The organism is Pantoea sp. AS-PWVM4, assembly GCF_000468095.1.
Lineage (GTDB): Bacteria > Pseudomonadota > Gammaproteobacteria > Enterobacterales > Enterobacteriaceae > Pantoea > Pantoea phytobeneficialis.
On sequence record NZ_ASZC01000016.1, the window covers coordinates 34,732 to 58,867 of the forward strand.

Annotated in this window: 20 protein-coding genes and 1 tRNA gene; 11 read left to right on the forward strand and 10 right to left on the reverse strand. The window is 53.5% G+C overall.

Annotated features, from left to right (window positions below; translation table 11 throughout):
* Positions 1–295: 295 nt before the first annotated feature.
* From L579_RS14800 to yejF, 5 genes are all read left to right on the forward strand, one after another.
* Complete coding sequence (locus L579_RS14800; protein ID WP_021185016.1) at positions 296–1,867, forward strand: cyclic di-GMP phosphodiesterase; 1,572 nt, start codon at positions 296–298, stop codon at positions 1,865–1,867.
* A gap of 65 nt (positions 1,868–1,932) precedes the next feature.
* Positions 1,933–3,741: an extracellular solute-binding protein gene (locus L579_RS14805; RefSeq protein WP_021185017.1), complete on the forward strand. Its 1,809-nt coding sequence runs from the start codon at positions 1,933–1,935 to the stop codon at positions 3,739–3,741.
* 10 nt (positions 3,742–3,751) lie between these two features.
* Positions 3,752–4,846 (forward strand): microcin C ABC transporter permease YejB, encoded by a 1,095-nt coding sequence (locus L579_RS14810; protein ID WP_021185018.1) that lies wholly within the window; start codon positions 3,752–3,754, stop codon positions 4,844–4,846.
* Positions 4,846–5,868: an ABC transporter permease gene (locus tag L579_RS14815; protein ID WP_021185019.1), complete on the forward strand. Its 1,023-nt coding sequence runs from the start codon at positions 4,846–4,848 to the stop codon at positions 5,866–5,868. Before L579_RS14810 ends, L579_RS14815 begins: the two co-directional genes overlap by 1 nt.
* Positions 5,869–7,458 (forward strand): microcin C ABC transporter ATP-binding protein YejF, encoded by a 1,590-nt coding sequence (yejF, locus tag L579_RS14820; protein ID WP_021185020.1) that lies wholly within the window; start codon positions 5,869–5,871, stop codon positions 7,456–7,458.
* Here yejF and L579_RS14825 read toward each other — a convergent pair.
* The 3 genes from L579_RS14825 to rsuA form a co-directional block, all read right to left on the reverse strand.
* Entirely contained in the window at positions 7,455–7,781 is a 327-nt protein-coding gene (locus L579_RS14825; protein WP_021185021.1) for a hypothetical protein, read from the reverse strand. The genes yejF and L579_RS14825 overlap by 4 nt on opposite strands.
* Positions 7,782–8,145: 364 nt before the next feature.
* Positions 8,146–9,342, reverse strand: coding sequence for a Bcr/CflA family multidrug efflux MFS transporter (locus tag L579_RS14830; RefSeq protein WP_036626795.1), 1,197 nt, complete (start codon positions 9,340–9,342; stop codon positions 8,146–8,148).
* A 12-nt stretch (positions 9,343–9,354) separates the two neighbouring features.
* Entirely contained in the window at positions 9,355–10,077 is a 723-nt protein-coding gene (rsuA, locus tag L579_RS14835) for a 16S rRNA pseudouridine(516) synthase RsuA (RefSeq protein ID WP_021185023.1), read from the reverse strand.
* A 168-nt stretch (positions 10,078–10,245) separates the two neighbouring features.
* On the opposite strand from rsuA, the gene L579_RS14840 reads away from it, so the two are divergent.
* Positions 10,246–12,000 carry a DEAD/DEAH box helicase gene (locus L579_RS14840; RefSeq protein WP_036626842.1) on the forward strand — a complete coding sequence of 585 codons (1,755 nt, stop codon included), beginning with the start codon at positions 10,246–10,248 and terminating at the stop codon, positions 11,998–12,000.
* 130 nt (positions 12,001–12,130) lie between these two features.
* Positions 12,131–12,415, forward strand: a complete 285-nt coding sequence (rplY, locus tag L579_RS14845; RefSeq protein WP_013509825.1) for a 50S ribosomal protein L25 — start codon at positions 12,131–12,133, stop codon at positions 12,413–12,415.
* 58 nt (positions 12,416–12,473) lie between these two features.
* Here the strand turns inward: rplY and yejK are convergent, their stop codons facing one another.
* A complete protein-coding gene (gene yejK, locus L579_RS14850) occupies positions 12,474–13,478 on the reverse strand; it encodes a nucleoid-associated protein YejK (RefSeq protein WP_021185025.1) in 1,005 nt (334 codons plus the stop codon).
* A 158-nt stretch (positions 13,479–13,636) separates the two neighbouring features.
* Here yejK and L579_RS14855 point away from each other — a divergent pair, with 158 nt between their 5' ends.
* The 3 genes from L579_RS14855 (at position 13,637) to L579_RS14865 (ending at position 15,790) form a co-directional block, all read left to right on the forward strand.
* Entirely contained in the window at positions 13,637–13,864 is a 228-nt protein-coding gene (locus tag L579_RS14855) for a YejL family protein (protein ID WP_021185026.1), read from the forward strand.
* Between the two features lie 22 nt (positions 13,865–13,886).
* Positions 13,887–15,641 (forward strand): LPS biosynthesis-modulating metalloenzyme YejM, encoded by a 1,755-nt coding sequence (yejM, locus tag L579_RS14860; protein WP_021185027.1) that lies wholly within the window; start codon positions 13,887–13,889, stop codon positions 15,639–15,641.
* Between the two features lie 72 nt (positions 15,642–15,713).
* Positions 15,714–15,790: transfer RNA gene (locus L579_RS14865), tRNA-Pro, on the forward strand.
* A 58-nt stretch (positions 15,791–15,848) separates the two neighbouring features.
* Here the strand turns inward: L579_RS14865 and arsC are convergent.
* From arsC to L579_RS14895, 5 genes are all read right to left on the reverse strand, one after another.
* Positions 15,849–16,274 carry a glutaredoxin-dependent arsenate reductase gene (arsC, locus tag L579_RS14870; protein WP_036626852.1) on the reverse strand — a complete coding sequence of 142 codons (426 nt, stop codon included), beginning with the start codon at positions 16,272–16,274 and terminating at the stop codon, positions 15,849–15,851.
* Between the two features lie 13 nt (positions 16,275–16,287).
* Positions 16,288–17,577: an arsenic transporter gene (locus L579_RS14875; protein ID WP_021185029.1), complete on the reverse strand. Its 1,290-nt coding sequence runs from the start codon at positions 17,575–17,577 to the stop codon at positions 16,288–16,290.
* 45 nt (positions 17,578–17,622) lie between these two features.
* Complete coding sequence (locus L579_RS14880) at positions 17,623–17,949, reverse strand: metalloregulator ArsR/SmtB family transcription factor (protein WP_036626855.1); 327 nt, start codon at positions 17,947–17,949, stop codon at positions 17,623–17,625.
* Positions 17,950–18,867: 918 nt separating this feature from the next.
* Positions 18,868–20,823, reverse strand: a complete 1,956-nt coding sequence (locus L579_RS14890) for a glycoside hydrolase family 127 protein (RefSeq protein WP_021185031.1) — start codon at positions 20,821–20,823, stop codon at positions 18,868–18,870.
* 10 nt (positions 20,824–20,833) lie between these two features.
* Entirely contained in the window at positions 20,834–22,234 is a 1,401-nt protein-coding gene (locus L579_RS14895) for an MFS transporter (RefSeq protein ID WP_021185032.1), read from the reverse strand.
* A 239-nt stretch (positions 22,235–22,473) separates the two neighbouring features.
* Here L579_RS14895 and L579_RS14900 point away from each other — a divergent pair, with 239 nt between their 5' ends.
* Positions 22,474–23,292: a helix-turn-helix domain-containing protein gene (locus tag L579_RS14900; protein ID WP_021185033.1), complete on the forward strand. Its 819-nt coding sequence runs from the start codon at positions 22,474–22,476 to the stop codon at positions 23,290–23,292.
* Here L579_RS14900 and L579_RS14905 read toward each other — a convergent pair.
* A complete protein-coding gene (locus L579_RS14905; RefSeq protein ID WP_051337978.1) occupies positions 23,282–24,052 on the reverse strand; it encodes an AraC family transcriptional regulator in 771 nt (256 codons plus the stop codon). The genes L579_RS14900 and L579_RS14905 overlap by 11 nt on opposite strands.
* Positions 24,053–24,136 lie beyond the last annotated feature (84 nt).

Here is a 24,136-nt window from a genome sequence, read left to right on the forward strand (position 1 = left end):
TCCCCTTTGAAGATCCTCTCAGCCAGAGAATCAGAAGACGCTGCCCCGGCAGCGTTTTTTTTCGCCTGTCGTTTTTTTTCTCCCTCAGAATCGATAAAAAGTAATTGAGAATCAGAAATATAACGAGACTTTTCTCGCGCTCTCGTTATATTCTCGTTCACTTACTTACCCTCACCAAATCGGGTTGCACAGCGGCGAAAGACGCAGCAGCAACCAGACGGAAGACGGGAAGACACCAGATAGCAGTAGTGCGCGGTTAACATAATAAAATGGCAAGACAAGGGGAATTCACTCCATGCCACTGTCGGGGACGTTGAAACGTCATGCAACCTATTCGCGCCGAATCGCCTGGAGCAGCGTGATCGTCGGCGCCGTGTTCTTTCTGTTGTTTGTCACTGTCCTGTTAACGATGACCTGGCAAAAAAGAGTTCAGCAGCATACGTTGCTGTTGTCTCATAGTCGGGACGATTTACAACAGGTGATGACAACTCTGGTCAATACCCTTTATCCACTTCAGCAATACACCCAACTGGAGTGCAACAGCGTTGGTCGCGAGCTTACCTCACGCGCCGCCTTCGCCGGTAATATTCGTGCCATCCTGTTGGTGCGTCATGGTAACGCCTATTGTTCATCCGCCACCGGGGCCTTCCTGTTGCCGGTGGGGGATATCTCCCCGGAATCGGAACTGGAGCGCGACAGCGATCTGCGCTTAATGGAAGGCACGCCGCTGCAACCCAAAAAACCGGCGCTGGTATTGTGGATGAAAAATCCCGGCAACGAAGAAACCGGCATTCTCACTACCATGAACCTCAGCCTTACGCCTTATCAGCTACTGGCCTCTTACCATCCAGAAATCACCGGCATGGCGCTAATAGTCGGTGATCGGGCAATATTAAGCGGCAGTAATCAAGTGGTGCGCGTAAGCGATTTACCCCCGTCTCTGGCAAGTATTACGTTTAATCAGGGCACCATGCAGTTTGTCCTGTTTGGCTCCACCCTCGCCGCACCGGATTATCACCTGATTGTTCTCAGCGGCATGTTATTTTCACTGCTGGTGGGCGGTGCCTGCTGGTTGCTGTTGATGATTCATCAACACCCCAGCAAAGAGATTATGCAGGGCATCAAACGAGGTCAGTTTCACGTTGAGTATCAGCCGCTGGTCACCGCACAAGACGGCAAACCCTATGGTGTGGAAGCCCTGCTACGCTGGACTCATCCCAGCGAAGGCATGATCCCGCCCGATGCATTTATCAGCTACGCCGAAGCCCAAAACCTGATTATCCCTCTCACCCGCCATCTGTTTAAATTGGTCGCGCGTGATGCTCATGAGATGTGTCATCAATTACCGCGTGGCACCCGAATGGGTCTCAACCTGTCACCGTTGCACCTCGCTTCCGACAGTTTCCGACGTGATGTGCAGGACTGGATTGCCGACATGCCGCCCAACCACTTCAACTATGTGTTTGAGATTACCGAACGCACCATGGTGAAGGAGAAAAACGCAGGTGAAATCTTTGCCTGGCTGCATGATAACGACATCAAGATTGCGATTGATGATTTTGGCACCGGACACAGCGCCCTGATCTACCTCGAAAAATATCCCTTCGACTATCTGAAAATTGACCGTGGTTTTGTACAGAGCATCGGTACCGAAACCGTCACGTCACCGGTGTTGGATGCAGTGCTCCTGCTGGCAAGAAAACTCAATCTGAAAACCGTGGCGGAAGGGGTGGAAACCGGTGACCAGGCAGCCTGGCTGGTTAATCGAGGGGTGACGCATTTGCAGGGTTATCTGTTTAGCCGCCCGCTGAAACCGGAGAATCTGGTGAACTATTATCAGCAGCAGCAACTGGCTGCTGCGGGTTAACGTCACGCGAACGTCATGAAACTGCTACCATAAGGTGCGGATAACGAAAGGAGAGCGTCCCTCTTATGCTGCTTCGTTTAATCACAGCGTTATTGATTGGCTGTGTCATGTCGTCAGTACATGCGGAAACCATCAACGAAAGCTATGCCTTCGCCAAACTGGGCGATCCAAAATATGAGGTGAACTTCACCCATTATGATTACGCCAACCCGGCAGCGCCGAAAGGTGGCAAGCTGACGCTGGCGGTGATCGGCACCTTTGACAACTTCAACCGTTACGCTTCGCGCGGCAATCCCGGCGCTGCGACCGATACGCTGTACGACGGTCTGTTCACCACCTCCGATGATGAGCCAGCCAGTTACTATCCCCTGATTGCTGAATCCGCTCGCTATCCCAGTGATTTCCACTGGATGGAAGTGTCCATTAACCCACACGCGCAATTCCAGGATGGCACGCCGATTACCGCGCAGGATGTCGCTTTCACCTTTCAGAAATTTATGACCGAAGGTGTGCCGCAGTTCCGCGTGGCATTTCGCGGCGTTGAAGTCAAAGCGCTGAACCGCCTCACGGTGCGGATTGATCTGCCCAAGCCGGATAAAGACTTAGCCCTCAGTTGGCTGACGCTGCCGGTGTTGCCGCAAAAATTCTGGCAGGATAAAAAATTCAACGAACCCATTGGTTATCCCCCCCTTGCCAGTGGCCCTTATCGCGTCACGTCGTATAAATCCGGGCAGTTTATTCAGTACAGCCGGGTGAAAAATTACTGGGCCGCCAATCTTCCGGTGAATCGCGGTCGTTTTAATTTCGACACTATCCGTTACGACTACTATCTCGACGATAATGTCGCATTTGAGGCCTTTAAAGCCGGAGCCTTCGATCTGCGTCTTGAAGGTTCCGCCAAGAAATGGGCAACGCAATATCGTGGCCGCAATTTTGACAACCACGCCATCGTCAAACAGGTCACGCCGAATGATGTATCCACCAATACCAGTTGGCTGGCATTCAATAATGAAAAGCCATTGTTTCAGGATTTACGGGTACGTCAGGCGATAAGCCTTGCCTTTGATTTTGAATGGATGAATAAGGCGTTGTTCTACGGTGCGTATAAACGCTCCAGCAGCTACTTCCAGAACACCGCGTATGCGGCAAAAGGTTACCCCGACGCCGCACAACTGATCTTGCTGGCACCTTACAAAAGCGAGCTGCCGCCGGAAGTGTTTACCAATGAGTATGCGCCCCCCCGCTCCGATGGTAGCGGTTTCGATCGTGACAATTTGCTGAAAGCCATGAACCTGCTGAAAGAAGCCGGTTGGGAGATTAAAAACCAGCAGTTGGTCAATTCGAAAACCGGTCAGCCATTCCGCTTTGAGCTACTGCTGAACAGCGGTTCAAACAATGACTGGACCCTACCGTTTCAGCACAGTCTTGCGCGGCTGGGCATTCAGGTCTCCCTGCGTCAGGTAGACAGCTCGCAATATCTGCGCCGCCTACGCCACGGTGATTACGATATGACGCCATCGACCTATTACGCGATGCCGTGGCCATCGACCGATCTGCAAACCATCTGGCAGTCTGAATATATCGAATCAACCTGGAACACCGCGCGGGTGAAAGATCCGGTTGTTGATCACTTTGTGCAGCAGATAGTCACGGATCAGGGCGATGAGAAAGCGCTGCTGCCGCTCGGTCAGGCGCTGGATCGCATCCTGCTGTGGCGCGCCTATATGATCCCGATGTGGTACAACGCCGAACAACGGCTGGCATACTGGAATAAATTCTCGCACCCCGAAATCAAGCCCGCCTTCGCCACCGGGCTGGAAAACTGGTGGTACGATGTGAACAAAGCCGCGCGTTTGCCGGCCGATCGACGCTGAGGAGTGCGGTTTGGGTGCTTATTTCCTGCGCAGATTACTGCTGATCATCCCCACCTTGTGGGCCATTATCACGCTCAACTTTTTTATCGTCCAAATCGCACCGGGTGGGCCTGTGGATCAGGCGCTGGCGAATATTCAGTTTGGTCACAATAGTGGGATACCCGGCGCGCCAGCTGGCGAAAGTGGCGGAGCGCGTGGTGCGCTAAGCCGTGATAATCCCGGCGATAGTCAGTATCGCGGCGCACGCGGCCTTGATCCTGAAGTGATTGCCGAGATCAAAAAGCGCTACGGTTTCGATAAGCCGATGTGGCAACGCTATGTGGAGATGCTGTGGAATTACGTGCGCTTTGATTTTGGCGACAGCCTGTTCCGCAGTGCGTCGGTGCTCCAGTTAATCAAAGAAAGTTTGCCGGTTTCCATCAGCCTTGGGTTATGGAGCACGTTGATCATTTATCTGGTGTCCATTCCGCTCGGTATCAAGAAAGCGGTCCGTAACGGCAGCGCTTTTGATATCTGGAGCAGCAGCTTTATCATTATTGGTTACTCGATTCCGGCGTTTCTGTTCGGCGTGATTTTAATTGTGTTATTTGCCGGGGGCAGCTATCTCGACTGGTTCCCACTGCGCGGCCTGACGTCACCCCAATTCGACAGCCTGCCGTGGTACGGCAAAATTACCGATTACCTGTGGCATATTACGCTGCCGGTGCTGGCGACGGTGATTGGCGGTTTTGCCACCCTGACCATGCTGACCAAAAACTCTTTTCTCGATGAAATCCGCAAACAATATGTAGTGACCGCACGCGCTAAGGGCCTTGATGAAAAACGCATCCTGTATGGTCATGTGTTCCGCAACGCCATGCTGTTGGTCATTGCCGGTTTTCCCGCCACGTTCATCAGCATGTTCTTCACCAGTTCGGTGCTGATTGAAGTGATGTTCTCCCTTAATGGCCTTGGCCTGTTGGGCTACGATGCCACCATCCAACGTGATTATCCGGTGATGTTTGGCACGTTGTATATTTTCACGCTGATTGGCCTGCTGATGAATATTCTCAGTGATTTGACCTACACCCTGGTCGATCCACGCATTGATTTTGAGGGTCGCTGATGCGCTTGTCCCCATTAAACCAGCAGCGCTGGCAGCGTTTTCGCCACAATCGACGGGGTTACTGGTCGCTGTGGATTTTCCTGATTATTTTCCTGCTGTCGCTGGGTGCCGAGTTACTGGCTAACGATAAACCGTTGCTGGTGCATTATCAGCAGCGCTGGTATGTTCCGCTGCTGTTTAACTACAGCGAAAGCGATTATGGCGGGGATTTTTCGACCCCGGCGGATTATCAGGACCCGTGGCTGAAACAACGCCTTGCTCAACAAGGCTGGGCCATTTGGGCACCGATTCGTTTCAGTGACAGCACCATCAACTTTGCAACCAATGTCCCCTTCCCTTCTCCTCCATCGACGCAGAACTGGCTCGGCACCGATGCTAACGGCGGCGATGTGTTGGCCCGCCTGTTGTATGGCACGCGGATTTCGTTGCTGTTTGGTCTGCTGCTGACGCTGTTCTCCAGCGTGATTGGCATCGTGGTCGGCGCGGTGCAGGGGTATTTCGGCGGACGCGTCGATTTAGTCGGCCAGCGCCTGATTGAAGTGTGGTCCGGCATGCCATCGTTGTTTTTATTAATCTTACTTTCCAGCGTCATTCAGCCGGGTTTCTGGTGGCTGTTGCTGGTGACGGTGGTGTTTGGCTGGATGAGTCTGGTCAGCGTGGTCCGGGCAGAATTTCTTCGCACCCGCAACTTTGACTATATCCGTGCGGCACGCGCGCTGGGCGTCAGTGATAGCCGCATTATGTTGCGCCATATGCTCCCTAACGCGATGGTCGCCACCTTAACCTTTTTGCCCTTTATTCTGTGCGGGTCGATCACCACGCTGACCTCACTCGATTTCCTTGGCTTTGGTCTGCCGGTGGGTTCACCGTCGCTGGGCGAGCTGCTGTTGCAGGGTAAGAATAATTTGCAGGCGCCGTGGCTCGGGTTATCGGGCTTTTTTGCGTTGGCCATTTTGCTGTCGCTGCTGATTTTTATTGGTGAAGCGGTACGCGATGCCTTTGATCCAAGCCGGGGGAGCTAAATGAGCAACTTACTGACCGTCAATCACCTCGCCGTTGCGTTTCAACAACGCACCGTGGTGGAGGATATTTCGCTGCGCATTGATGCGGGTGAAACCCTGGCGCTGGTCGGCGAATCCGGTTCTGGGAAAAGTGTCACCGCGCTGTCGATTATGCGCTTACTGCCGCAGCCGCCGGTCAGCTATCCACAAGGCGAGATTCTGTTTAATGGGCAGAACCTGTTGCAAGCCAACGAACGCACGCTGCGTGGCTTGCGCGGCAACCAGATGGCGATGATTTTCCAGGAGCCAATGGTATCGCTCAATCCGCTGCACAGCGTAGAAAAGCAGTTGTATGAGGTGTTGTCGCTGCATCGGGGGATGCGGCGTGAAGCGGCACGGGCGGAGATCCTTAGCTGCCTTGATCGTGTTGGTATCCGCCAGGCCGCCACGCGTTTGCAGGATTTCCCCCATCAACTCTCCGGCGGTGAACGCCAGCGCGTCATGATTGCGATGGCGCTGCTGACTCAGCCAAAATTGCTGATTGCCGATGAGCCAACCACCGCACTGGATGTCACGGTACAGGCGCAGATCCTGCAACTGCTGCGCGAGCTGCAACGCGAGTTGAATATGGGGATGCTGTTTATCACCCACAACCTCAACATTGTGCGTCAGCTGGCACATAGCGTCACCGTGATGCGCAATGGCCGGGAAGTCGAACATAACCGCTGCGCTGCGCTGTTCAGCCAGCCACAGCACGCCTATACCCGAGAATTGCTGGCAGCGGAGCCAGATGGCAGGCCCGCCCCTCTCAGCGGCACCCTCCCGCTGTTGCAGGTAAAGAATCTGCATGTTGGCTTTCCGGTGCGCCGTGGCCTGCTAAAGCGTACCGTGGCGGAGAAAACGGCGGTGCAGGATCTGAGTTTTACCTTGCGGCGCGGCGAAAGTCTTGGTCTGGTGGGTGAGTCCGGCTCCGGCAAAAGCACCACCGGGCTGGCACTGCTGCGCCTGATTGCGGCGCGTGGGGAAATCTGGTTCGATAATCAACCGTTGCATCAGTTGTCAGCGAAGCAGTTGTTACCGTTGCGGGAAAAAATTCAGGTGGTGTTTCAGGATCCTAACTCGTCACTTAACCCACGGATGACGGTGCAGCAGATTATCGCCGAAGGCCTGGCAGTACATCGCCCCTCTCTCAGCGCCGCCGAGCAGGAAGCCAAAGTGATAGCGGTAATGGAGGAAGTCGGACTGGATGCGGCAAGCCGTACACGCTATCCGGCTGAATTTTCCGGCGGCCAGCGTCAGCGCATTGCTATCGCGCGGGCGTTAATTCTTGAGCCACAACTGATGGTGTTGGATGAGCCGACCTCATCGCTCGATCGCTCGGTGCAAAAACAGATACTTAGCCTGCTACGTCGTTTACAGCAACAACATCAGTTGGCTTATCTGTTTATCAGCCACGATTTGCAGGTGGTGCGCGCCTTGTGCCATCAGCTGATTGTGCTGCGCCAGGGAGAGGTGGTGGAGCAAGGTGAATGTGATGCGCTATTTGATGCGCCACAGCAGGAATATACGCGGCAGCTGTTAGCATCCGCGCAGGTTGAAAGCCTGATTTAATGACCGTCAAAGGTTTCCGCGATGGCGACACCCTGATTCTTCAGGCAGCAATTCGTGGCGCTTTCGTCGCCACGCTGGATCAGCAGGCAGGGCTGCCCTTCACATTGGGCGATCTTGCACTCAACCTGAATCTGCGCCAGCGTATCCTGCAACTGACGCAGAATCTCCATTGCCGGATGGCCGTCGTGGCTAAGCAGGCGTAACGCCACCAGATCCTGGTCATTTTCAGCATCGGCAGATTCCTGGCGCTCAATCTCACCAGCATGATCAAGCGACCAGCGGTAATGTTGCGGCAGACGATGCACAACGGAAAGTTGCAGCATAGATACGTAATCCCCAGAGACGTTAACGTTATTCACAACGAACGGCGCACACGCAGTGAATCCTTTTTCCTGGTTAACTCAGAATACGGACGTCAAGGTTAGCCTTCTCGTTTTAAACACAAAGCATGTAGCAGAGTTATTATTTGCGAGTTTGCTCGCATTTATCGCTATATGTACCCTGTTCGGCGGCAGTTAACAATCATTTTAGACGCAATAACGTTACTTTTTTACTTATTAATTTTCACAATATGGAAACATTACAAACAGAAAAGGTATTACATAAACCATAGCGACGTGATTTATCGCGCAAATTGCAGAACAGCGCGATAAATCGCGCTGTTACGAGTTGGGGGATGTTAACAGGTCAGGCGCTGGCGTGGCGGGGGCGTGAAGCGTAACTGAACAACGCAATTGAAACGGTGGCGCACAGCGCGATAGTCGCCACCATCGGCCAGGCGCTACTGACATTGATCATTGATAACAATGCCCCAACCAGCGCACCGACACCGAAACGTAAGGTGCCCGCCAACGAGGATGCCGTGCCAGCCATATGTGGAAACTCATCCAGCACCACCGCCATCGCGTTGGAAGATACCGTTGAGACGCAGCCGATAAACATCGCTACTCCCAGTACCAGCGGCAGAAAACCGAGGTTAAGCGCGCTCACCACCAGCAGCCAAATCCCCATGCAGAACTGGATTACCAGACCAATGCGGAACATCGCCAGTGGCCCAAAGCGGCGCACGGCACGGCTGTTGATCAACGTCATCACAAACAGGAACACCACGTTGAGGCCAAAGTAGTAACCAAAATTCTGCGGCGAGACGTGGTTCACCTCGATGTAAACAAAGGGACCGGCATTGAGGAAAGCAAACAATCCGGCAAAGGAGAATCCGCTCGCCAGCATATAGCTGAAGGCACGTTTATGGCGGAACAATGCGACAAAATTCCCCAGCGTGGTACGCAGGTGAAAACGCTGGCGCTGTTCCGGTTTTAGCGTCTCGCGGATTTGCGTGACCACCAGCACCGTGGTGACAATAGCGGCAATCGACAGTGTCCAGAAGATGGCGTGCCAGCTCCATAACAGCAACAACCAGCCGCCGATAATCGGTGCCATCAAGGGGGCAATGGTGGTGATCAGCATCACGAACGACATCATGCGCGAGAAATCCTCTTTCGAGTAGCTGTCACGCATCAGGGCGTTTATCACCACACTGGCCGCCGCAGCTGACAGTCCGTGCAGAAAACGCATGAAGATCAGTTGATCAATAGTTTGCGACAACGCACATGCCGCCGCCGCACAGGCAAAAATCAAGGTGCCAAGGGCAATCACCGGTTTACGGCCATAGCTGTCGGCCAGTGGACCATACACCAACTGACCAATCGCAAAGCCGAAGATATACAGGTTTAACGTCATCTGTACGCTGCCAGACGAAACCGCAAACTGGCGGGCAATTTGCGGCATAGCGGGCAGATACATGTCGATGGAGAGCGGCATCAGCATCGCCAGCAATCCGAGAATAACCACTAACCCGACCGGTGAATTCTTTTCCTTTGGCACCACATGCTCCCGCTATTTTTGCTGTTTTAATTCGTCAGGTAAGCCAATGCTGGCAACTTCTTCTTCAGTCAATTCCCGGTACTCACCTTCCGCAAGCTCCGCATCAAGCACGATTTCGCCAATGCGTTCACGGTGCAGCGTCACCACATGGTTACCTACCGCGGCAAACATGCGTTTTACCTGGTGATAACGCCCTTCGCTGATGGTCAGCAACGCTTCCTGCGGGCCAACAATTTCCAGCGTAGCCGGTTTAGTCAGATCTTTTTCATTGTGCAGTTGCACGCCGGTGGCAAACTTTTCTACCAGAGCCGGATCTATCGGCAACTCCACGCCAACACGATAGGTTTTTTCGCAGTGATGACGCGGTGAAGTAATACGATGCGACCACTGACCGTCATCCGTCAGCAGCACCAGACCGGTGGTATCGATATCCAGACGCCCTGCCGCATGCAGCTTCCCAACCATTGGCTCTTCAATAAAGAACAGAATGGTCGGGTGATCCGGGTCATCGGTGGAACAAACATAACCCTGTGGCTTGTTTAACATGAAATAACGCGGGCCGTGCTGCTGCACCAGTGGATTGCCGTCGTATTCGACTTCGTCATCCGGCAACACTTTATAGGCGGTGTCGCGTACCACTTCGCCATTGATGGTGATTTTTTTCGCGCGGATTTCACGCGCGGCAATGGCACGGCTGATTTCCAGTTGCTGAGATATGAATTTGTCGAGTCGCATGAATTCGCTTTGCCTGTTTACTGCGGAGGGAAACTGAAACGGTGTTTTTATCCGTTGAAAATGTGAGGGCAGTATAGCCTGAACCTTCGGCGGCTAACAGAGCTGATCCTGCGTTTCACGCCCTTTCATGGCATAATGCGCGCCCGTTTCAGAAAAAAGTTTTTTCCGATGTCCTTCACCCTGCGCCCCTATCAACAAGAGGCGGTTAATGCGACCATCGCGCACTTCCGCCAGCATGCTACGCCCGCCGTCATTGTGCTGCCTACCGGTGCGGGCAAAAGCCTGGTCATCGCCGAGCTGGCCCGACTGGCGCGTGGACGGGTGCTGGTGCTGGCACATGTCAAAGAACTGGTGGAGCAGAACCACAGCAAATATCAGGCATACGGCCTGGAGGCTGACATCTTCGCCGCCGGTCTGCAACGCAAACAAAGTGAACGCAAAGTGGTGTTTGGCAGCGTACAGTCGGTGGCGCGCAACCTTGACCGCTTCGATAGCGCCTTTTCACTGGTGATCGTCGATGAATGTCACCGCATCAGTGACCAGAGTGAAAGCCAGTATCAGCAACTCTTCAGCCATCTGCGCCAACATAACCCACAACTCCGTCTGCTGGGGTTGACGGCCACGCCTTTCCGCCTCGGTAAGGGTTGGATCTATCAGTTTCATTATCACGGCATGGTGCGCGGCGATAACCATGCCTTGTTTCGCGACTGCATCTACGAATTACCGTTGCGTTATATGATCAAGCACGGTTTTCTGGTGCCACCTGAGCGGCTGGATATGCCAGTGGTGCAATATGATTTCAGTCGCCTGATTCCGCAAAACAATGGCCTGTTCAGCGAAGCCGATCTGAATCGCGAGCTGAAACAACAACAACGCGTCACGCCGCATATCATTCAGCAGATCGTGGAATTTGCCGAGGATCGACGCGGGGTGATGATTTTTGCCGCCACCGTCGAACATGCGCGGGAAGTGCTGACGTTATTGCCAGAGGATAGCGCGCTGGTTTCGGCAGAAACCGCCGTGAAAGAGCGCGATCGGCTGATTAACGCCTTCAAAGCACAGCAACTGAAATATCTGGTCAATGTTGCGGTGCTGACCACCGGATTTGATGCCCCCCATGTCGATCTGATCGCCATCCTGCGTCCGACCGAATCAGTCAGCCTGTATCAACAGATTGTCGGACGTGGCCTGCGGCTTGCCCCCGGCAAAACCGATTGCCTGATCCTCGATTACGCTGGCAACCCGCATGATCTTTTTACGCCAGAAGTTGGTGCGCCAAAAGGTGCCAGTGACAACCAACCCGTGCAGGTGTTTTGTCCGGCCTGCGGCTTCGCCAACACCTTCTGGGGCAAAGCCACCGCCGATGGCCATGTGATTGAGCATTTTGGTCGCCGCTGCCAGGGAGTACTGGAAGATGACGACGGCGCACGCGAACAATGTGATTACCGTTTCCGCTTTAAAAGCTGCCCGGATTGTGGTGCGGAAAACGATATAGCCGCGCGCCGCTGTCACCAGTGTGACAAGGTGCTGGTCGATCCCGACGATATGTTGAAAGCGGCGCTGAAGCTGAAAGATGCCCGGGTATTACGCTGTGGCGGTATGACGCTGACGCAAGGACGAGACGAGAAAGGCGAATGGTTAAAGGCCACCTACTACGATGAAGATGGGCTGGATGTAAGTGAGCGCTTCCGTCTGCATACGCCCGCACAGCGCAAAGCCTTTGAGCAACTGTTTATGCGCCCGCATCAGCGCGCGCCTGGCGTACCGCTGGGATGGCAGACCGCCGCTGATGTGGTGGCGTTGCAGCCGTTATTGCGCCACCCTGATTTTGTCGTCGCGCGCGCGAAAGGCCATTTCTGGCAGGTTCGCGAAAAGGTGTTTGATTATCAGGGGCGTTATCGCCGCGCCAATGAGCTGCGATAAGCCACGGAATCATTTGCCCGGCGCCGGGATAGCGGCTATAATGCCGCCCGCTTTTGCATCCGCAAGAGCGTTTGAATAATCGTCCTGTTGCTGGGTCGCCTGTAGCAGGAATCAACGAAGAGACATTAAGATGTTCACTATCAACGCAGAAGCACGTAAAGAGCAGGGTAAGGGTGCGAGCCGCCGCCTGCGCCACGCTAACAAGTTCCCGGCCATCGTTTACGGCGGAACTGAAGCACCGGTTTCTATCGAACTGGATCACGATTCAATCATGAACATGCAGGCTAAAGAAGGTTTTTACTCTGAAGTTCTGACCATCGTTGTTGACGGTAAAGAAACCAAGGTTAAAGTTCAGGCTGTACAGCGTCACCCGTTCAAGCCGAAACTGCACCACATCGACTTCGTTCGCGCTTAATCGCCTGACGAGTTGAAGAAAAAACGCCGCATTTGCGGCGTTTTTTTATGGGCGAAAATCAGTTGCCGCCAGTGCGACGTTGTAACTGATCGCGCAGATTCGGCGGTGTCCCTTTAATCGTCAGCGTATCGGTCGCCGGATCCCAGAAAATACGTTCGCCCAGCAGCATGGCATCGAAATTCAGGGTTAAGCCACCGCCGCTGCCAGCAAACTTTGTCAGCTGACGCAACGTGCTACGGTCGGCCGGAAAATGCTCTTCCAGTTCGTAGCCCTGTTCCTGGGTAAATGCCTGGAACGTCTTCTCGCCCAGTGGCGGCAGTTCGCTGGATAGATCTTCCAGCGCAATCTCCTCACCGGCCTGGAGCTGATCGTTGCAGTAGCTGTAGACCTGCTGACGATAATTCTGGCGCTCGTTTTTATCCAGATTCGATTCCGCGCAATAATCATCAACCGCCTGCAACAAGCCACGGTTCTGCGCTTTGGTATCGAGGCCCACGCTGGCACCGAGAAAATCCATAAAGAAGTCAGCGACTTTACGCCCCACCCGCCCGCGTAAAAACGTCAAATAACGGGTGGACTCCGGGTTGGTTTCCCATTCGGTGAGATCAATACGCGCCACAATATCCGCATGATTGATATCAAGATAATGGGTGCTGCTGATGTCCAGTTGTTCGTTAACACGCATGCTGGACTGGCTGTTAAGCACCGCCACCAGCAAATATTCCACCGCCAGATAACGATAATGGATAAACAGAACGATACCGCCTTCAGCAAACGTATATTTGCTCAGTTCATCGCGCAGACGACCGGTCGCCGCCCGACTGAAGGCCAGAAAGTCATCTTCTCCTTTGCGGCAGTTACGCAGCGCAGCGGCCAGTTCGCTCTCTTCATCGAATAACCCATAGGCTTTGTTTTTCGCGCTATAAACCCGGTGTAACTCTTCTGCCATCTCTTCCACCGCTTTGGTGGCAGGCAGCAGGGTATCGCGCAGCACCAGCTCCAGCTGGTTTTCATCACGTTTGACTAACTGATGCAGGGCGATCTGGTCGATATCCAGACTCATGATAGACTCTCCTTTAAGCTCAGGCGCGTATTCAAACACCGCCCGCCGCGGCTTTCAACTCCATGCACAACACGAACATTTCGCTTTCGATAAAATTGCGGAAAAAATCGCGTTGTTACGGTAATATACCGCCTTTTGATACTTGATTAGTCGACGATATGCCACAATCATCCCGTTACAGTGACGAACGCGTGGAGAAACTCCTCGCGCAACTGGCGCAGGTTCTTGAAAAAGACAAAGCGCCAACCGACCTTTCCCTGATGGTGCTGGGAAATATGGTAACCAATTTGATCAACACCAGTGTCTCTCCGGCGCAGCGCCGTAGCCTGGCGCGATCTTTTGCCGATGCATTGCAGGCGTCGGTTCGCGATGACAACGCCCATTAATTTGCAGATTTGACCTTATAATATGGTAACCAACCGGCAGCGCTACCGTGAAAAAGTCTCCCAGATGATCAGCTGGGGGCATTGGTTTGCCCTGTTTAATATTATCTTCGCGTTAATTTTAGGCAGCCGCTACCTGTTGGTTTCCGACTGGCCCGCGTCGCTGGCTGGTCGTATCTATGCCTACAGCAGCTGGATTGGCCACTTTAGCTTCCTGGTGTTTGCTGGCTATCTGCTGATAATTTTCCCCCTCACCTTCGTGGTGATGTCGCAACGGCTGCTGAGATTCCTGTCGGCCATTATCGCGACGGCGGGCCTGACGCTGATTATGGTCGACAGCGCGGTGTTCAATCGCTTCCATCTCCACCTCAACCCGGTGGTGTGGGAACTGGTGATTAACCCCGACCAGAGTGAGATGGCGCGTGACTGGCAGCTGATGTTTATCGGTGTGCCGATCATATTCCTGGTGGAGATGCTGTTCGCCACCTGGAGCTGGCAGAAACTGCGCAGCCTCAATCGACGCTCATTCGGCAAGCCGCTGGCGGCGTTGTTTATCTCAGCGTTCTTCGCCAGCCATCTACTGTATATCTGGGCCGATGCCAATTTCTATCGCCCCATCACCATGCAGCGCGCGAACCTGCCACTTTCTTATCCAATGACCGCAAGACGTTTCCTTGAACGCCACGGCCTGTTGGATGCACAGGAATATCAGCGTCGTCTGGTGCAACAAGGTGATCCCGAAGCCCTCTCGGTTCAATATCCGCTGAGCGACATTACTTTCCGCGATGGCGGTACACGGCATAACTTGTTGGTGCTGACGGTAAACGGCCTTAACAACGCTACGGTAGAGAAAGCCCTGCCGTCGCTCACTCAGTTTGCCAGCGACAATGTGCGTTTCACGCAACACTTCAGCGCGGGCAACCAGGCTGAAAAAGGCCTGTTTGGCCTTTTCTACGGTATCTCATCCAGCTATATGGATGGCGTGTTGGCGGCGCGTATGCCTTCCGCGTTACTCAGCGCCCTGAATAGCCAGGGTTATCAGTTCGGCCTGTTCTCGTCCGATGGCTTTAATCAGCCCTTGTATCGCCAGGCATTGCTGGCCGATTACTCGCTGCCAACGATGGAGAGTCAGACCAATAGCGCTACGGTTACCCAATGGCAAAACTGGCTGAATGGGCAGAAAGACAATAATGCCCCGTGGTTCTCCTGGATCGCGTTGAACGGCATTACCGTGAATGGCGACAGTGTTAAAGCGCGCCAGCGCAGCTATCTGCGTCAGGCCGCTGGCGTTGACAGCCAAATCGCCGCTGTGCTGCAAACTTTGCAGGAGCGCGATTTGTTGAAAAATACCGTTGTGGTGATTACCGCCCAGCATGCGATTGCGCTGGATGGTGATGATGACAATCCAGGTAACCGTGCGACGCTTCAGGTACCGCTGGTGGTGCACTGGCCTAATACGCCTGCACAAACTATCGATCGCCTGACCGATCAGCAGGATGTGATGGCAACATTGATGCAGCGTCTGTTGCATGTGCGTACCAATCCGGTGAACTACTCTCAGGGTGAAGATCTTTTTGCCGCGCAACGCAACCATAATTGGGTGGCGAGCAGTGAAGATGGCAGATTGGTAGTCACTACCCCTGAAACAACCCTGGTGCTGAACAACAACGGCAGCTATTACGCTTATGATGCGCAGGGAAAAGTCCTCAGGGACCATAAACCTGAACTGGCATTGCTGTTGCAAGTGCTGACGGAACAGAAGCGTTTCATCGCAAACTGATTAATTATGAGGCAGTTAAATCCCGTGCATCTTGCAATCGCGCGCGGAAACGTTACTATATGCCTCCACGTTCGGCACGTAGCGCAGCCTGGTAGCGCACTGTCATGGGGTGTCAGGGGTCGGAGGTTCAAATCCTCTCGTGCCGACCAAAATTCCCAATAAAAAAGCAGCCATAAAGGCTGCTTTTTTATTTTCTGCATGCTGCAATCACAGCAGACGGTTGCCATCCTTATCAATCACTTTTTCGCCATCTTCTTTGCTGAACTCCCCCTGCTGTGGGTCAGGAAGAATCTCAAGCACCACTTCTGAGGGGCGACATAACCGCGTCCCTAATGGTGTCACCACTATCGGACGGTTAATCAGGATGGGATAAGACAGCATGGCATCAAGCAATTGATCATCGCTAAAGTGCTCATCAGCCAAACCGAGTTGCTGATAAGGCTCGACATTCTTGCGTAATAAGGCCCGCACACTAATCCCCATCGCATGGATCAGTTCCTTTAACTCTTCACGTTGCGGCGGTGTCTCCAGATAGTGGATGACAACAGGTTCAACTCCACTGTTGCGAATTAATGCCAACGTGTTACGTGAAGTCCCGCAAGCAGGATTATGATAGATGGTGATGTCAGTCATGTTCATTCTCAAATCATTGGGTAAAGGCCAGGCGCAAAGCTAGCGCACTCAGAGTTACCAGCAGCACTGGCAGTGTCATCACAACACCCACCCGGAAGTAGTAACCCCAGCTAATCTTGATGTTTTTCTGATCGAGTACATGCAGCCAAAGTAACGTAGCGAGACTTCCAATGGGTGTGATCTTCGGCCCCAAATCGCAGCCAATTACGTTGGCATAAATCATGGCTTCTTTAATGACACCTTCCGCCGTGCTGGCATCAATTGAGAGCGCACCGATCAAAACAACAGGCATATTGTTCATCACAGATGAAAGTATCGCCGTAACTAAACCAGTGCTAAAGGTGGCACTCCATACCCCCCCGTTTGCAAAGGTATTCAACAGCAAGGTGAGATACTGGGTGAGGCCCGCATTTTTCAGACCGTAGACGACCAAATACATCCCCAGTGAGAAAATGACGATCTGCCAGGGTGCGCCTCGCAGAACTTTTCCTGTGTTAATAGCATGACCGCGTTTAGCCACCGCAAATAGCGTTAGCGCACCAACCGCCGCTATTGCACTGACAGGAATACCGAGCGGCTCAAGGAGGAAGAAACCAACCAACAGCAGAACCAACACTAGCCAGCCCATTTTAAATGTCGCAGGGTCTTTGATGGCTTCAGCCGGGGACTTTAGCAGGGAAAGATCGTAGTGGCTGGGAATCTCCTTGCGGAAGAAAAGATGCAGTACGATCGGCGTGGCAATGATGGCAGCAAGATCAACCGGCACCATGATTGACGCATAATCACTAAATCCCAGTTGGAAAAAATCGGCAGAAACGATGTTAACCAGATTGGAGACTATCAGCGGCAAACTGGCGGTATCCGCGATAAAGCCTGCCGCCATAACGAAAGCCAGTGTCGTTCCTTTGCTGAACCCCAATGCCAGTAGCATCGCGATAACAATAGGTGTCAGAATCAGCGCCGCACCATCATTAGCGAATAATGCAGCAACCGCAGCACCTAACAGGACGATATACGTAAACAGCAACCGCCCTCGCCCGTTACCCCATTTGGCGACATGCAAGGCACACCATTCGAAAAAACCCGATTCGTCCAACAACAGGCTGATGATTATTACTGCGATAAACGCAGTCGTTGCGTTCCAGACGATATTCCAGACAACCGGAATGTCATGTAACTGGATGACCCCGGTCATCAACGCCAGAACTGCGCCTATCGACGCGGTCCAGCCGATGCTAAGTCCGCGAGGTTGCCAGATGACAAAAATGATGGTGAGAACAAATATTGCGCCTGCCAGTAACATTAAAATCCCCTGCTCTGAAAATACATATGTTTTTATGAATATGTTTTAACGGCCGCACACATTTGCGTTGGCACTTTTGAATGATTCACGTAATTCATCACGCTGACTGCTCCAGGCAGTATCTATTATCGACGCCGCCCAGGCTGGCATATGAGGCGATAAACGGTAGTGAATCCATTTACCCTCACGACGATCCAACACCAAACCAGCATCTCGCAGTAACGCAATGTGGCGTGAAATCTTCGGCTGGGATTGACTTGTAAAAGCACATAGGTCGCACACACAGAGTTCTCCAGCCTCACGCAACAGCAAGATGATTGTTGTGCGTGTCTCATCAGCAAGGAGTTTGAAAAGTTGAACTGGCTGCATCAGTGATGTTTCCTGATAATCATTTAACACATATGTTAAATCATATATGTTTAATGTAAAGGCAGATTTTATTCACTGGGGGAACATTACATATCGTTATTTCCAGCCCTTGATGTTGAACATTTTGTTCAATTCACAGCCTGATGATGTTCCAGATACACATCCGAAAGTTCAGGAATTGCGCAGCATGGTGGGATGGAATACTGGAATGGTTGGGGTCCGGATGAAAGTGGAACATCCGGGCTTTCATCATTTTTGTTTCGGTCAGGTGAATCACCCTCAATCGGAGGTTCAAATCCTCTCGTGCCGACCAAAATTCCCAATAAAAAAGCAGCCATAAGGCTATTGCTGGTCAGTTAAGCAATCGGTGATAACGCAGCCTGGTGTCACTCCGGGGCTGGTTGCCCTCGCGCCGCTGACGCGGTTCCTTCACGTCATTCGTCTGCCTCACGGACCGGCGGGGATGGAACATCCCTGTCCCACCCCCGCCTTTCGCGCGCATCCATGCGCGCTCTCCTGGCAGACTCACTCTGTTCAGCGCTGCGGATTGCCAGCCCCGGAGCGGCCCCAGCCTGCTCCAGAGCTTCGATGTGTGTTGCCAGAAAGGGCACAATTGTGAAGGCCATCGCCCCTCTGCTGCTGCAAAGGGCTATCCGCAGCGCTGAGGCTTTGACGTTGTGCCAGGAGACTCACGCAGGGATGCGTGAGTCAGTTCGGGGTGAACAGGGATGGACTTCCCCGAACGGTCCGTCGGCACGACGTTGAAGCTGAAGGCACCGCGTCAGCGGCGCGAGGACTGCCAGGCAGCCGTAGAGGGGCGATGGCCCAAAGCAGAGTACGCATGAAAAAAGGCTGCCATTCCTTAAAAATGGCAGCCTTAACTGACCAGCATTAGCCTTATGGCTGTTTTTTTATTTTCTGCTATCCCTCATTCACCCAGATTCGCATCTCGCCTTCCCCTCGATTCGCCCAGCTAAACCAGGGAATAAAGGTCAATGTTTGTGTCTGACGGGTGGCAGGAGAGCGATCATAATGCCATAGCGCTTGTTCTTCCGGCGAACTCGCACTGTGTTTGCTGCCTTCAGCCTGGATCAACACCTTGTGCGCAAACAGCCCTTTACCTTCAAAAGTGCGGAAGGTCGCCGTTTGCGGTAACCACAGGTTATGCAGTTCCTCACCGTTATCGGCCTGTTCAAGACAATAGATCAGTGGCCCGCGCTGGATCGCCACTTTACCCGCCACATGACGTACCAGCGGATTGCCATAGACACGACGTACCGGCATCGGCAACGTCAGGATTAAGGTATCGCCCTCCTTCCAGCAGCGGCTAATATGCAGATAGCCTTTCCGGACCTGACCTTCCACTGCCGTACCATTAAGCATCACCTGTGGCGCATCGCACCAGTCCGGCAAACGTAATGCCAGCGTGTGCTGAATGAGTTGCGGGGAATCAATGGTGATGGTCACCTGCTCCTGCCACGGGAAATTGCCACCGATGCGCAAGCGCAACTTATCCTCACCCACCGGCACTTCAAGGCTATTGCCAACATAGAGATTGATATACAACGCATCTTCGCGTGGCGTATAGATGTAATGACCGAGTGAAGTCAGCACGCGAGCAATATTGGGTGGACAACAGGCACAACCGAACCAGCGCTGGCGCACCGGTTTTACGTGGTCATAGATATGGTTTGCGCTGAGGGTTTTCGGATGGACTTCCAGCGGATTGACGTAGAAGAAGTGTTTACCATCCAGCGCCATCCCCCCCAGCACGGTGTTATATAACGCCCGCTCCATCACATCGGCATATTGGCTGTCGGCCTCCATCTCCACCATGCGACGGGCAAACATCATCAGGCCAATCGACGCGCAGCTTTCGGCATAGACGCTGTCGTTCGGCAAATCGTAATCACTGCTGAAAGCTTCGCCACTGCTTTGCGAACCGATACCGCCGGTGATATATAACTGGCGCTGGACCATGTTATGCCACAGCCGCAGGCAGTCCTGACGTTTTGCCTCATCCTGATTGAGTCTGGCCAGGTGCGCCACCCCGGTCATCAGATAGACAAAGCGCACTGCGTGGCCAATCGCCGTGTGTTGTTCGGCAATCGGTTGATGCGCCTGACTGTAGGCTTTGTCTTTTACCATCCATGCGGGGCCATAGGTATTCCAGTAAGAGGTCTTGCCACGCTTTTCGTACTCGCTATCGTAAAAATGCGGCTGCGTGCCACGCTGCTCAACGAAGTAGTTCACCAGCGTCAAATAACGCGGCTCCCGGGTCACTTCATGCAGACGCATCAACGCCAGCTCGATTTCCGGATGTCCCGGATAGCCGTGCAACTGGGTATCACCCGGCCCGAACACGCTGTCGATATGGTCGGCAAGTTTACACACCACTTCCAGCAGTCGGCGCTTGCCGGTGGCCTGAAAGAAAGCGACACCGGCCTCGATCATGTGTCCGGCACAGTACAGCTCATGACACTCCGCGAGGTTAGTCCAGCGTTCGTTGGGCGCTTTGACAGTGAAGTAAGTGTTAAGATAGCCATCGTCACACTGGGCGGCCGCCACCAGTTCAATCACCTCATCAGCGGTTTTCTCCAGTTCTGCATCTGGCCGCTGGCACAGCGACCAGGCAACCGCCTCCAGCCACTTCGCCACGTCGCTGTCCTGAAACACCATGCCGTAGAATTCCCCCTGCTGTAACCCGGCAGCGATACGGAAATTTTCAATCGCATGGCTGGGATCGGCTTCAGCAATCTGGTCGTTCAGTGCCTCCCATTGATAGGGGATCACGACATCACGCACCAGTTGCTGATACTGACCGAGGAACGGATCGTTAATTTTGAGCTGATGCAGATCGACTTCCATTACAGACATAACGTTCTCCTTAAGACTGGACATGGCGAACACGCAGATCGCTGGCAATGCGCGCCATCATGGGATTTTTGAGTTTGCAGGCGAGAATGGTGAACGCCAGCAGCAGGTGGAAAAAGGCAGGCAACAAGGTTTCCATGCTGGTGATGCCGTGCAGAGATACCGCCGTCTGGTTAGCTGCACCAGGTTGATAGGCGACGAAAATAAACACCAGGCTGATGATGCCGGCACTGGAGGCCCAGGCCAACTTGATGAAAAACAGGTTAAAGGCGAAGTTCATCCCCGAAGAACGTACGCCGGTTTTCCACTCGCCGTAATCATCGGCAAAGGCCATCAGTGAAAAATGCAGCGGCAGCGTGAAGCCAAGGATAATCCCATTGCCAAGGATCACCACCAGCCAGAGGGTTTGCCACGCCGGGCCGGTGGGCAAGAGCCACATTAATACCGCCAGCGCAGCCAGCACGATGTTGGTCCAATAATACAGCCTGACGGTATCCACGCGTTTTGACAGCGGGCTGACCAGCACCGAGCCAAGAATCGAAGCAAAAGTCACCATGGTAAAAAACAGCGAGGTGTAAGCGGTACTGCCCTGCAACACGTAGGTGATGAAGTACATGTAGCCGCCCCCCCGAATGTTGAACACATTGATCAGCAGGAACGACATCAGCAGCATCAGCAGCAGTTGGTCATTTTTGCGCAGCCCTGCCAGATGTTCCCGCAGGGTAAATTTCCCCATACTGTCCAGCGAGACACGCTCGCGCACCCAGAAAAAGCAGCACAGAAACATCACCACCGCCACGCTACACAGGATACCGACACCGAGCTGATATCCCTGCGCCGCATTGCCGTTGCCCAGGGTCGATACCAGCCACGGCAGCCCCACCGATACCAAAAAGCCCGCCACACCGCACAGCACAAAACGCCATGACTGGCAGGCAATCACTTCGCTGTGGCGGCTGGTCATAGTGTTGATCAATGCGCAGTACGGCACGTTAATCGCGGTGTAGCTGACGGAGAGCAGCAGATAAGTACCAAACGCCCAGATGATCTTCAGATTCATACTGACGTCAGGGACGGTAAAGGTCAGTACGCCGATAATGCCAATCGGTACCGCGATCCACAGCTGCCACGGACGGAAACGTCCCCAGCGACTTTGAGTACGGTCTGCCACAATGCCCATAATCGGGTCGGATACGGCATCAAACACGCGCAGCGCAATAAACAGCGTCCCGACCAGCGCAGGTGTCAGGCCAAACACATCGGTATAGAAAAATGTCAGGAAATTCATGATCAGGCAGGTGATCACCGTGCCACCGGCATCACCCAGCCCGTAACCGATTTTCTCACGCAGAGAGAGCGAATCACTCGCTGCCTGCTGCGTCAATTCGGTGTGGGTAATCGGGGTAGAAGTCATTGCAAACTCCTCATCAGGGTCAGAGTCCATTACCCGCATCAGGGCGGGCTTATTTTCAGGTACGGATTTATTCTGCCCGGAATATGCCGTGCAACAAGGGAAGGGAAAAGTATAAAAAAGGGGTAATTCCGACCTGATTAACAAAGTGTGAACTGGATCGAGCGAATGAAGATTTTATGATTAATAATCAATAAGAAATCGTATTTTATATGACATAAAAAGCGGAAAATTGAATATCAATGCTCGAATTATCCATAGCGTTTCCGATTCAGGTGCAAAATGGCGGGTTGTTCATTTCGCGTGGGGTAGGAAGCCATCCGGCACGGATTCTGACCTCGTGGGAAGTCATCTTTGTTGAACGAGGACAACTGCAAATCCGCGAAGACGATCGCCTGTTCACCGTCCAGGCAGGAGAGAGTTTGCTGCTGCGACCCGGCCATCGTCATGTGGGTGAAGGGGCATTTCCTGCCGACCTCAAATTCTACTGGTTGCATTTTGACTGGCTGAAAGCCACATCGGCAGCCGGGTTACATGCGACACTGCTGAACATCCCGCAGCACACACGCGTCAGCGATCCCCAATACGTCATTTCGCTGTTTCGTCAGTTTCTCAGCGAGCAGGAAAACATTCATCGCAGCATCGCGCTGGAGTGTATTTTGTTGCTGATCCTGCAACAAATTGCCGCGCCCGGCCCGCAGGAAAGCACCAATGACAGTCCCGGCCTGGCATTGGCGTGGAAAGCCAATCAGATCATCCGCACGCAATTCCACCTGCCGCTTTCCACATCATCACTGGCAAAAGAGTTGCACTGCAACGCGGATTATCTTGGGCGGGTCTATCGCCGCACCTTTCGCCTGACGCTGACGGAGGCCCTCCACCGCCAGCGCGTTCTGATGGCGGAAAAGTTGCTGATCAATAATTCGCTGTCATTAACTGAGGTGGGACGGCAGTGCGGATTCAACGACACCAGCTACTTTCGTCAGATTTTTCGTAAACATACCGGGCTGACCCCAGCAAGCTGGAAACGCCGCTACTGCAAGGAGCACATTAACTCCTGAGCGCAAAATAGCGTTGTGGCGTCATGCCCAGCACCTTGCTGAACATGGCAATCAATGCGCTGCCGTTGCAATACCCCTGCTGTTGAGCGATCTCTTCCACCGACACTCCCTGGGATAGCTGATTGATGGAGGTCATGATGGTTAACTGCTGCCGCCACTGCGCAAATGTCAGGCCCGTATGCTGGCGAAACAAACGGGCAATGGTGCGTGACGTCGTGCCAGCACGCAGGCTCAGGGTTGCCAGCGTTTGGTGGTTAGCGGGGTGCGTGGTCAGCATCCCGGTGAGCGCCAGCAATCTCGGCTCGGTCACCACCGGCAGACACCCCACCGTGGCGGCAGGGGCCTGGCTTAATTCATTGCATAGCAGCGGCAGAATCAGTGCATTGCGCGCCGGGTGCTGCGCACTGAGTTCGTTGACCAACTGATGCACCAGGGGCGTCACCCGCAGCGGGCACACTGCTGCGATACATTTCTTCTCACCGGTTTCAGACAGGTAGAGATTATGGGTTTGCGTCCCCGCCTGAGCATGGGTTTGATGTGGCAGCCCCGAAGGGATCCATAGTCCACGCCAGGGTGGCAGCGTCCAGCTTGCCTGCGCGGTGTGAATGGTGATGGCACCACGACTGCACCAGGTCAACTGTACCGTTGCGTGGGAGTGCCAGGCCTGCGCCTGCTCACGGGCATAAAAATAGGAAACCGCAGTAGGTACCGAGGTTGCACTCAGCATCTCAGGCTTCAGTTGCGGAATCTGACCTTCCATCACCCCTCTCGCCGGATACCTGAAAAACGCGTAACGATTTGTCGTTTGCGACAACCTTTGTCGCATTTTCAGGGTTAGTTATAA